This window comes from Nodosilinea sp. LEGE 07088 (genome assembly GCF_015207395.1).
GTDB lineage: Bacteria > Cyanobacteriota > Cyanobacteriia > Phormidesmidales > Phormidesmidaceae > Nodosilinea.
On the sequence record NZ_JADEWX010000196.1, the window covers coordinates 1 to 9,703 of the forward strand.

Here is a 9,703-nt window from a genome sequence, read left to right on the forward strand (position 1 = left end):
GTATACGAGACAGGGGAAGATGAGGAAGGTGGGGGAGATGGGGAGGGTATATTTGGCGGTAGGCGAATTGGGTGTTTCGCTATAGTTGAGAGAGCATTTTTGTCTGCCGCCCCGCCCGGCTTGCCACCATGGATGTCACTGCTACCCTCCAGGAAATCACCTCTCTTCCTATTGAAGAGAGAATCCATATCGTCCAGGCCATTTGGGATAGCATCGCTGCTGAACAGACCTACCCCGATCTTACCGATGCCCAAAAACAAGAGCTAGATCGACGAATCGACGATACCGAAGCCAATCCAGACAATGTCATGACCTGGGACGAGGTTAAAGCATCCATCAAGGGCCAGCAATGAATTACGCCCTGGTGTTTCGCCCCCAACTGGGTAATAGGTTCGTAACTACGGGGTTACGCCTGTCCAGCGATCGCATCAAACAACCGCTCCAATTTTTCCTCCAGCGTATTGGCGGGCATAGTGACTCCGGCCTGCCGATACCAGTAGAGGGCGTTGCTGTTGTCGCCCTCGACCCGATGCAGGTAGGCGTGAATCAGGCAGGCGTTGCGATCGCAGTGCCCATCAACTCCATCCATCGACAAATTCCCCACCATCGACACATTCTCCGGTGATGGGCACGGGCAAGGCCCTTTACCCATCCTACCGACTCAATCCCCCTGTACCCAGGGTTGCTCCCAGGGGCCACCGCCGACCTCTAGCCCCGCCTGGGCGGTGCTGGCCGCCACCACCAGCTCCAGACGACTGCCCCGTCGCTGCCAGAGCTTGAGGGTAAGCTGGCCGTGGGTGGTGTCGCGACAGCAAAAAGCCATACCCGCCTGGGTCGGCACCCGCACCAGGGTGCCGGGGTGCTCGGTGGTGCCCACCAGCTCCACCACGTAGCCCGACTTTTCGCCGCGCATCTGCCAGGCTCCCCAGGGCTCAACCCGCCAGCTGACCTGGGCATTCCAGGGGGCAAACTCGTAGAACTGGCCCCGATAGTGCAGGCCCACCATCGCCACCGACTCCATCCAGGTGAGCACCTGACGGCGACCGCCGCCAGCGGTTAGGGCCAGATCGGGTTCATGATCAAAGGCATTGCCGTTGAGCCAAAACCACTTCTGCGGAAACGATCGCCCCCAGTTTTTTTCGCTATAGGCGGGGGCGTCGGCAAACTCATAGTGCTCTCCCTGCCAATCGATCCACCCCGTCGCATGGCCGTGGGCCAGGAGAATCTGCCAGCCGGGCTCAAAAATTTGCAGACTAGAGAGCAACCCGGCGGTCGATTGCTGGGGTTGCCCGGGGCTGCCCCAGCCGTAGACCGGGGTGATGTGGTAATGCCAGGTGACGGTGCCCCCCACCGGATCGTGCAGGTGGCCCTGGTGCTCGGTGGCGGTGACCTGGTAGCCTTCGACCCCCTGCTCCTTAAAGTCTATAGCTGGCAGGTAATGGGGCTGCTGGTCGGTTGGCCCCCGCCAGTGCCCCAGCCCCAGCCCCTGGGGCCAGGCCCAAAACTGCTGCACATCGGGAAAGGTGCGACAAAAGTATTGGTCATTAGGGCCGAGAATCTGGGCGGTGCCACCGCTGTGGGGCTGGCCTCCGATCGGGTCTTCGATGGAGTACATGAAGGCAATGGTCTGACCCGCCTCGGGCAGGGTGAGGCGAAAGTACCAACCCTCAAAGAAACGACGGGTCTGGCCATCCCAGTGGTAGCCACTGTGGGGGGTTTGCAGGGGGTGGCGGGTCATGCCTGGGTTTCGACCCAGCGAGGCACGTACTGCCAGCCATCGCGGATTTGGTCGCGGTATTGCTGGTGGTTGGCCTGTTTCTCTTCGACCAGGTGCCAGAAGGCGGTGGAGTGGTTCATGTGCACGGTATGGCACAGCTCGTGAACGAAGACATAGTGCACCAGCTCGGGGGGCAAAAACAGCAGCTTGTAGTTGAGGCTGATGTTTTGGTTGCTAGAGCAGCTGGCCCAGCGGGTCTTTTGGCCGCGGATGGAAATACGGCTGAAGGGCAGGTTGAGCACAAAGCTGAGCTCGCGCAGCCAGGGGGCAAACTCGGCCCGGGCCTTGCGACTGAGCCACTGACGCAGCAGATCGGCGCAGGCGGTGTGGTTGTCGATGGGGCCGCGCAGCAGCAGGGTTTGGGGGCCGCTTTGGGTCATCGCCAGGGTGCGGGTGCTGGCGGGCTGATAGTCGACCTGCCAGGTTTGATGACGCGATCGCACCTCAATCTGGCTGGGCTTTTGCTCAAAGTGGTCGTCGGTGAGGGTGGCGGTCTGGTGGGCCAGCCGCAGCTGCGATCGCCACAGCCAGTCGCGCCGCCGCTGCAGCAGGTCGGGCACCTGGTTGTGGTCAAAGCCCCGGGGCACGACGACCTCAATTTCACCGTTGAGGTGCACCTTGATCGACACGTGGCGGGCACGGACGCTCTCCCGAATGCGATAGTCGGGTAGCTCTAGTGGGGCGGGCGGAAAAAGCTCCAGCTGTTCAGACGATTCGGCCATGGCGGCAAGAACAGGCACAATTCAGGAACACAGCAATAGTCACGTAACCTGTTCTATCCTACGGTGCTCTAGAAAAGAGAGCAAAAATTCTTGGTGAGGCTGGCCAATGGGGCGTTCTTCTCCAGCGCGGGGCGAATAGCGCTGACCCCGGCGAATGTCGGTAACGCTCCACAGGCCCAAGTCGAGCCCTTCGGTCAGGATGAGGCTCTCGACGGGCACCACCAGCGGCCCGTGGTAGATATGGCGCACCACCGTTTCAGCCTCGGCCCGCAGAAACAGGTCGAGCTGGGGGGCGGTGTAGCCAATTTCTTCGACGAGTTCTCGCCGCACCGCCTGGTCGGGCGACTCGCCTGGGTCGAGGTGGCCCCCAAAGAACCCCCAATGGCCGGGCCAGGCAATGGTGGGAATGTCATCCCTGAGCTGGAGCAAAAACTGGTCGCCCTGGTAGAGAATGGCGATCGCAACCTCGGGTTTGGCAGGCATAGTAGTGGGTTCCATCGGGGCATCAGACGCACTAAGAATTGGCCGCTTTGAGAGCTGCCCCAATCAACCCCACCTGGGGGTTGAGCACAATGTGCACCGGCACCCGGTCGAGCAGGGGGCTGACCCGACCTTTGTGGGTAAAGGCGTCGCTAAACGCCCCAGCCGTGAGTAGAGGCAGGTTTTTGGCGGCAATGCCCCCCGCCACATAGAGCCCGCCGTAGGGCAGCAGCTTCAGGGCCAGGTTGCCGGCCTCGGCCCCATAGGCCGAGACAAAAATTTCCATCGCTTTTTGGCAGAGGCGATCGCGGCCTGCGGCAGCGGCCTGCGCGATCACAGCTGCCGGGTCAACGGTTTTAGTCTTGAGGCCGGTCTGGCGTTCCCAGGTGGTGATGGCTTCGGCCACAGCCGGGGTCTCGCTGGCAAACTCGCGATCGCGCAAAAACTGGTAGATCGCCACAATGCCCTGACCCGACACCACCCGCTCCACCGACACCCGAGAAATCTGGTGCTTGTCGAGTAGGTAGCGCATCAGCTGAAACTCTAGCTCTGAGCGAGGGGCAAAGTCAGCATGCCCCCCCTCGGAGGGAAACACCAGGGGTTGGCCCCCCGGGCAGAGGGCAAACCCCTGGCCCAGCCCAGTACCCGCGCCGATGATTGCCACCGGGGCATTGCCGTCGGCATCCCCGGCCTGAAGGGTATGGATATCGCTGGGGGTGAGGCCAAACACGCCGTAGCCGATCGCTTCAAAGTCGTTGATCAGCTCGACCCGGTCGAGGCCGAGCTCGTCTTTGAGGCGATCGCCCTCCAGCGACCAGGCCAAATTGGTCAGACTGGAGGTGTTTTCGACTACCGGCCCGGCAATGGCGAAGCAGGCCCGCACTGGAGGCTGGATCTGCCCAGCTGCCTCGCTTCCTTGGTGCAAAAATTCTTTGACCATGGGCACCAGGTCAGGATAAGCCTGGCTGGAATAGGTGCGCTCAAATTGGGTTTTGAGGGCGGCCTGCCCCAACGCATTAGGCTGGCTGGCCTGAACCAGGCGCAAAATAGTTTTGGTGCCACCAATGTCACCGGCAAGCAGATAGGTCATGGCTGGGGCGTTCTAATGGGCTGACAACGGTAGCGGGTAGCTCCTGGTTTAGCTTACCGCTGCGAAAGCCCTCAAGATCAAGCGTGACGTAGGTGAACCCATAGTCTTGAAAAGCCTTTACCAGGGCTTCAAGATCGGTGGTAGTCACAAATTCCTTCAGCTGTTCAGCCGGAATTTCGATGCGGGCGGTGTCGGCCTGCGATCGCACCCTCAGCTGCCGCAGGCCCAAATGCCGCAGATAGAGCTCGGCCTGGCCCACCCGCCGCAGTTTCTCTAGGGTAATCGCCTCACCGTAGGGAAAGCGCGAGCTGAGGCAGGGCTGGGCCGGTTTATCCCACCAGGGCAGGCCCAGCAGACGCGAGATCTCCCGCACCTCCAGCTTGGTGATGCCCACCTCGGCCAGGGGCGATCGGGCGCCTCGCTCCTGGGCGGCCTGAATGCCGGGGCGATAGTCGCCCAGGTCGTCGGCATTGACGCCATCGACGACGTAGGGGTAACCCCGCCCCAAGGCCAGGGGTTTGAGGGTGTCGTGCAGCTCGCTCTTGCAGAAATAGCAGCGGTTGACGGGGTTGGCGGCGTAGTTGGGGTTGTCGAGTTCGTGGGTGGCAACGATTTCGTGGGCGATGCCGATCGCCGCCGCCTGCACCTGGGCCTCTTCGAGATCCGCAGGCATCAAGGAGGGGGAGTTGGCGGTGACAGCCAGGGCGCGATCGCCCAGTACATCGTAGGCGACCTTGGCCACCAGAGTGCTGTCGATGCCGCCCGAGTAGGCAATCAGCGCCCGATCCATCGCGGCGAATAGGGCTTTGAGCTGGTCTAGTTTTTGGGACACCATAATTGAGTTAAAAAGTTGAAAGAATGGAGATTCGGTAATGAGCTGAGCCAAGGTCACCAGTTACCATCCTATTGATAGCGTTTCCCGTTGCCCATTTCTTGTGAACGCCCTCGCTCAGCCAGCGACCTTCTAGCTAAGCTTAGAGAGCTTCAATTCTCACGATGCCGTTCTCCATGGCATCTATCTGCAATCGATACCCATAAAGCAGGGCCATGCCAATTAGGGGCTCGGTTTCAGATTCAGCAATGTCAATTTCGCGATATTGCCCATCCCAGATGATGGTCGCGGCGTACAGGTCAAACACCGTCTCGCTACCATCACCCAGAGTTACTATATCGGAGGCATTCCAGGGCAGGCTTAGAGTAGTCACCAGGGCGGCGGGCAGGGTAAGCGAACCATTGAAACCGGTGTCGATCACAGCATCAATGACTTGCCTTGGCCCATTTGCGTTACCGACTACCAAAGGGATTGTGGCTTCCCGGCGCAGATTTACCACCCCTTGAATCATTGAGAGTTCGCCAAGCTCCGGGCACCAAAATGATAGACAGCTCGGTGCCCAATGCGAATAACCCAGGGCTGTGCCTCCGGATATCGCTCAAACAATCGTTGGGTGGCAGGTAAAACGCTATCGTCTACTTCAAAGGCCCCAGTTTCAATATCAATCGCAACGATTTTGCCGTCATTGCCTGCCTCGACCTGCTGCCGGATTCCAGTCTCGTAAAGTGCTTGCCCACGTTTAGCCAGCTCTTCTTTGCTGTAGCGCCGCTGTCGGACTGTCATAAAAATGGCCTCTAATGTCGTACTTCTAATTATTCCACCTTAGCTGAGGGCTTAGGCATTCAGCACTGCTTCGTAGGCTTGACCGGCCTGCTCCCAGGTGAAGGTGCCTTCGATCAGTTCGCGTCCGCGTGCCGAAAGGGTGGCCCGCAGGTCGGGCTGGTCAAAGAGCTGGCCGATCGCACCCACGTACTGATCCACGCTATTGGCCCGCAGCGCCCGCTGGGGCTGGTCTACGGCGAGACCTTCCAGACCGCGATCGCTGGCGACCACCGGCACCCCTGCCGCCATCGCCTCCAGGGTTTTGTTCTTGATGCCAAAGCCAATCCGCATGGGCACCACGCACACCGTGGCCCGGTGCAGATATTTCACCATTGAGGACACTCGCCCGGTGACAATCACGCCGGGTAAATTCCCCAATGCCTGCACCGCTGCCGTGGGTTTGTTGCCGACCAGATACAGCGTGGCGTCGGGGTAGCGCTGACGCAGGGGCGGCAGAATGTCCTGGGCCAGGAATTTGGCCGTATCCACATTGGCGATGTAGTCCATCGCGCCGACGAAGATCAGGCTGTGGCCGCCGGGGTCGGCGCTGCGGTAGGGGAACTGCACCAGGTCAACCCCGTTGGGCACCAGGTGGAGGGGGCGATCGCCCGCGATGGGCTCAAAGAACTGGCGATCGGTCTCGGTGGTGATCACCAGGTCAGAGAATTTTTGGGTATAGCGCTGTTCGTAGCGGCGCAGCAGGGGCAAATTGAGGCGATCGCGCCAGGGCTTCTCCGCCGTCCCCGTCTGTAGCTGATTAATCAAGGTTCCATACAGCGAACTGTGGATATCCACCACTACTTTCTGCACCCGCTGCCGGTAGTGGGGCCGCACAAACACCTCGTTGACACTGTGTTCGCAGGTGATGGCATCGCAGTGGCCGCCCGCTACCCAGGCGTCGATCCACTGCTGCATGGCAGGGGTGTGCAGGTAGGTGGTGCTGGGAGGCGTGCCCGTGGCGACAAAGTGGCTGAAACGGTTGACTTTGCCTAGCAATCCGGGCTGAAGATCGGCGGCGGTGGGCCGGGGAAAACAGACCAGCTTATCGACGTAGGTGGCGAGGGTGGCAACATCGTCGTCGCTGACCTCGGGCGATCGCTGCGTCACCAGCGTCACCTCGTGGCGCTGACTCAGGTGCTTGAGCAGGTAAAAGGTGCGAACCTGAGTGCCGCCCAGGGTAGGCGGATAGGGGAATGTGGCGGAGATCATCAAAATTCGCATCAGGCGGGTTCCCCCAGGTGGGCAATGGTGCGGGCATCGTCGGGCAGCTGGGCCTGGGCCTGCCCCTGGCTACGGGCGCGGGCGCACCACAGGTCCAGCGGGGTGATGGCCAGTTCGAGCGCGGTTCCCCTTCCCGTTAGCAGCTTGGCAGTCGCCTGGGGCAGCTCCTTCAATCCCCAGCGCAGCAGGCGATAGCGGGTTTCTTTAAGCGTCAGGGAACGCGTTAGCTCAACCCCGTGCAAATCGTGCAGGTAGCGGTTAGAGCAGCCGTAGCGATACCACTGACTATGGAGACCCTCCAGGCTGTTGCGATGGCGGTGGTAGACCACGGCATTGGGGGCATGGACAAGCCGCCAATCGGTCTCTTTCTGGATGCGCCAGCACAGATCGGCGTCTCCGCCCGTGGTCAGGTGGGGACGAAAGCACCCAACTGTACCCAGTATCTCGGCCCGCACCGCCAGGTTGGCGGTTTGACCGTAGGGCAAAAAAGAATGGTTAAGGGTGTTGCTTTGGGAAAGGGTGCCCTGGCGGTCGGCGTAGCGCTCTAGCCAGTTACGGCTGGGCAAAGCCTTGATTTCTCCAGCCACCAGCCCGATGGCATCGTCGGTGAAGGGCTGCACCAGAGCGGCGAGCCAGCCCGGTTCTGGGTGGCAGTCGGCGTCGGTAAAGGCAAGAATGTCTCCGGTGGCGACGACAATCCCCGCATTGCGGGCGGCGTAGGAGCTTTGGATAGTGCTGTAGGTGAGGGCGCGGAGCTGGATGCCCTGGGCCACGGCGGTTTGGGTGGCGGCCTGGAGCAGGCGGGGGGTGCGATCGCGGCTGCCGTTATCTACCAGCAGGTACTCGACACGATCGGCGGGATACTGCTGCTCCAGCAGCCGCTCCACCAGATCGGGCAGATCGGCCTCGCCATTGTAGATGGGCACGATCACCGTCACCGAAGGATGCACCTGCGGCTGAGCCGAATCGGTTGTCACCGCTGGAACCGCCATAATCTGCAACCAAAACTGGTTCCAGTATGCCCATCGCCGGGCTGAATGTCTTAAAGCAGAATCTAGCGGGACCCAAGTAGGGAGGCAGGGGAGCGGAAGAGCAGGGGAGCGAAACAGGTTGCATAACGTTTGGTACGGAGTAGTAACCTTGAAGCCGCTATACTGCTGAGCGCAACCCGTTGTTGGCCCTATGAGTTTTTGGCTTCGATATCAGCATGTGATTGGCCTGGTGATGGTGCTGGGGCTGTGGGGTTGTGGGCCGGTTCCCGAGCAGGGAGATGGGGACGGTGGGGAGGTTGTCGCTGAGGCTCCTGCGGTTCCTCCGAGCTATGAGGTCGTCAGGTTGCCTGCGGCGACGGTGCATGTGGTGACTATTCCCGACCCGGTGAGCTATCCGGTGCGGGTGGCGGTGGTGGATGAACTGGCGCGGGTGGATGCGATCGCAGCCCAGGTCTGTGAGCCCGACGGCTGCATAGCCGCCATCAATGCCGGTTTTTTTGACCCCAACAACGGCCTCACCACCTCCTATGTGGTGCAGGATGGCACGCTGGTGGCCGACCCCAACGAGAACCAGCGACTGGTGGGCAATCCCGACCTGGCCAGCTATATGGATCAAATTCTCAACCGTTCAGAATTTCGCCGCTACGCCTGCGACGGCGCGCCCCGCTACGACATCACCTTCCATAGCGACCCGGTGCCCATGGGTTGCACCCTGGTGGATGCGGTGGGGGCTGGGCCACAGCTGCTGCCGCAGGATACGTCGGAGGTGGAAGGCTTTGTCGATCGCACCACCAACCGCGATGCCCTGGGCAGCCAGTCGCCCAATGCGCGATCGGCGGTGGGGTTGACCGCTGACGGCGGCGTGGTGCTGGTGATGGCGGCCCAGGTGCCGGGGGTGTCGCCCGCAGGGCTGACGCTGGCCGAGATGGCAGAGATTATGGGCGATCGCGGCGTGGTCAAGGCCCTCAACCTGGATGGCGGCAGCTCCTCGACGCTGCTCTACCAGGGCACCACCCACTACGGTCGCCGGACTAGCACCGGAGAACTGATGCAGCGCCCGGTAAAATCGATTCTCTGGGTCAGAAATCTGCCGTCCCGCTAAATTTCTCCTCCTGGGAGGGGCAGGGGTGGGTCAAACCTGGCAATGGGCCGTTCTATCCTTAATGATTGTGTCACTCGCGGTTGCTGTCTTGATCTACCCCGCCCGGCGGGTACCCTTTCGAGGCGGATGAGATTTATACGCAATCTGATTTGGAAAACCCCGATTCACGATTATGAACCTCGTAGGGGCATAGCATGCTATGCCCCTAGCAATTGGGGGTATGTAACCAGGATTCGGTAGTAGATATCGTAAGCGGTGCATTGCGGCCCCAAAGCAGAATGTGTGGGTCTTAGCCCAGGTTGTTAGGCCGGGAATGCACCTACCTGTGGATCAGGTTACCAATGGTGACTCCAGCCTCGCTGCCGACGTAGCGAAATTCTCTTCCGTGGGTTATGGCCAGTTCTCAAGCTATCGAATCCAGCCTGATTTGCCTGCGGCCTAACCCACGCTACAGTTCTGAATTAGCTGGAGGCGCTGGTCGGGAGACAGAGACATGCGCTGGGGCAAACGGGGCGGGGTACGCCAATTTTAGCCAGGGAGGGGCGATCGCGGTACTTACCCCAGCTTTTTCAACCCGAGATTAACCAACCCGGCAGAGCATAGCCACTAAAATTGCTGTAGCACCCCTTCTCTGAATCTCGACTACATACCTGTCTCTTATACAC

12 protein-coding genes are annotated in these 9,703 nt (G+C 60.6%); 2 read left to right on the forward strand and 10 right to left on the reverse strand.

Going from position 1 to position 9,703, the window contains the following annotated elements; genetic code table 11:
- The first annotated feature begins 128 nt into the window (after positions 1-128).
- Entirely contained in the window at positions 129-353 is a 225-nt protein-coding gene (locus IQ254_RS26695) for an addiction module protein (RefSeq protein ID WP_193969193.1), read from the forward strand.
- Between the two features lie 53 nt (positions 354-406).
- On the opposite strand, the gene IQ254_RS26700 is transcribed toward IQ254_RS26695, so the two are convergent.
- The 10 genes from IQ254_RS26700 to IQ254_RS26745 form a co-directional block, all read right to left on the reverse strand.
- Complete coding sequence (locus IQ254_RS26700) at positions 407-589, reverse strand: hypothetical protein (protein ID WP_193969194.1); 183 nt, start codon at positions 587-589, stop codon at positions 407-409.
- Between the two features lie 72 nt (positions 590-661).
- Complete coding sequence (locus tag IQ254_RS26705) at positions 662-1,738, reverse strand: tocopherol cyclase family protein (RefSeq protein ID WP_193969195.1); 1,077 nt, start codon at positions 1,736-1,738, stop codon at positions 662-664.
- Entirely contained in the window at positions 1,735-2,499 is a 765-nt protein-coding gene (locus IQ254_RS26710) for a M48 family metallopeptidase (protein ID WP_193969196.1), read from the reverse strand. The genes IQ254_RS26705 and IQ254_RS26710 overlap by 4 nt, the downstream gene beginning before the upstream one ends.
- 39 nt (positions 2,500-2,538) lie before the next feature.
- On the reverse strand, positions 2,539-2,997 hold the full coding sequence (locus tag IQ254_RS26715; protein WP_228041126.1) for an NUDIX domain-containing protein: 459 nt from the start codon (positions 2,995-2,997) through the stop codon (positions 2,539-2,541).
- A gap of 16 nt (positions 2,998-3,013) precedes the next feature.
- Positions 3,014-4,069 carry a glucokinase gene (locus tag IQ254_RS26720; protein ID WP_193969197.1) on the reverse strand — a complete coding sequence of 352 codons (1,056 nt, stop codon included), beginning with the start codon at positions 4,067-4,069 and terminating at the stop codon, positions 3,014-3,016.
- Positions 4,047-4,904 carry an ATP-dependent sacrificial sulfur transferase LarE gene (gene larE, locus IQ254_RS26725; protein WP_193969198.1) on the reverse strand — a complete coding sequence of 286 codons (858 nt, stop codon included), beginning with the start codon at positions 4,902-4,904 and terminating at the stop codon, positions 4,047-4,049. Before larE ends, IQ254_RS26720 begins: the two co-directional genes overlap by 23 nt.
- A gap of 139 nt (positions 4,905-5,043) precedes the next feature.
- Positions 5,044-5,412: a clan AA aspartic protease gene (locus tag IQ254_RS26730; RefSeq protein WP_193969199.1), complete on the reverse strand. Its 369-nt coding sequence runs from the start codon at positions 5,410-5,412 to the stop codon at positions 5,044-5,046.
- Complete coding sequence (locus IQ254_RS26735) at positions 5,409-5,684, reverse strand: hypothetical protein (RefSeq protein WP_193969200.1); 276 nt, start codon at positions 5,682-5,684, stop codon at positions 5,409-5,411. The genes IQ254_RS26730 and IQ254_RS26735 overlap by 4 nt, the downstream gene beginning before the upstream one ends.
- A 51-nt stretch (positions 5,685-5,735) precedes the next feature.
- Positions 5,736-6,944: a glycosyltransferase family 4 protein gene (locus IQ254_RS26740; protein ID WP_193969201.1), complete on the reverse strand. Its 1,209-nt coding sequence runs from the start codon at positions 6,942-6,944 to the stop codon at positions 5,736-5,738.
- Positions 6,944-7,936, reverse strand: coding sequence for a glycosyltransferase family 2 protein (locus IQ254_RS26745; protein ID WP_193969202.1), 993 nt, complete (start codon positions 7,934-7,936; stop codon positions 6,944-6,946). The genes IQ254_RS26740 and IQ254_RS26745 overlap by 1 nt, the downstream gene beginning before the upstream one ends.
- Before the next feature lie 190 nt (positions 7,937-8,126).
- Between IQ254_RS26745 and IQ254_RS26750 the strand changes: the two genes are divergently transcribed.
- Complete coding sequence (locus tag IQ254_RS26750; RefSeq protein WP_228041127.1) at positions 8,127-9,038, forward strand: phosphodiester glycosidase family protein; 912 nt, start codon at positions 8,127-8,129, stop codon at positions 9,036-9,038.
- Positions 9,039-9,703 lie beyond the last annotated feature (665 nt).

Bases quoted from the DNA above. Each gene is read 5' to 3' on its own strand.
- IQ254_RS26705 (WP_193969195.1), bottom strand. From the start codon at position 1,738: ATGACCCGCCACCCCCTGCAAACCCCCCACAGTGGCTACCACTGGGAT.
- IQ254_RS26735 (WP_193969200.1), bottom strand. From the start codon at position 5,684: ATGACAGTCCGACAGCGGCGCTACAGCAAAGAAGAGCTGGCTAAACGT.
- IQ254_RS26745 (WP_193969202.1), bottom strand. From the start codon at position 7,936: ATGGCGGTTCCAGCGGTGACAACCGATTCGGCTCAGCCGCAGGTGCAT.
- IQ254_RS26740 (WP_193969201.1), bottom strand. From the start codon at position 6,944: ATGCGAATTTTGATGATCTCCGCCACATTCCCCTATCCGCCTACCCTG.
- IQ254_RS26695 (WP_193969193.1), top strand. From the start codon at position 129: ATGGATGTCACTGCTACCCTCCAGGAAATCACCTCTCTTCCTATTGAA.
- IQ254_RS26750 (WP_228041127.1), top strand. From the start codon at position 8,127: ATGAGTTTTTGGCTTCGATATCAGCATGTGATTGGCCTGGTGATGGTG.
- IQ254_RS26700 (WP_193969194.1), bottom strand. From the start codon at position 589: ATGGATGGAGTTGATGGGCACTGCGATCGCAACGCCTGCCTGATTCAC.
- IQ254_RS26715 (WP_228041126.1), bottom strand. From the start codon at position 2,997: ATGGAACCCACTACTATGCCTGCCAAACCCGAGGTTGCGATCGCCATT.
- larE (WP_193969198.1), bottom strand. From the start codon at position 4,904: ATGGTGTCCCAAAAACTAGACCAGCTCAAAGCCCTATTCGCCGCGATG.
- IQ254_RS26710 (WP_193969196.1), bottom strand. From the start codon at position 2,499: ATGGCCGAATCGTCTGAACAGCTGGAGCTTTTTCCGCCCGCCCCACTA.
- IQ254_RS26720 (WP_193969197.1), bottom strand. From the start codon at position 4,069: ATGACCTATCTGCTTGCCGGTGACATTGGTGGCACCAAAACTATTTTG.
- IQ254_RS26730 (WP_193969199.1), bottom strand. From the start codon at position 5,412: ATGATTCAAGGGGTGGTAAATCTGCGCCGGGAAGCCACAATCCCTTTG.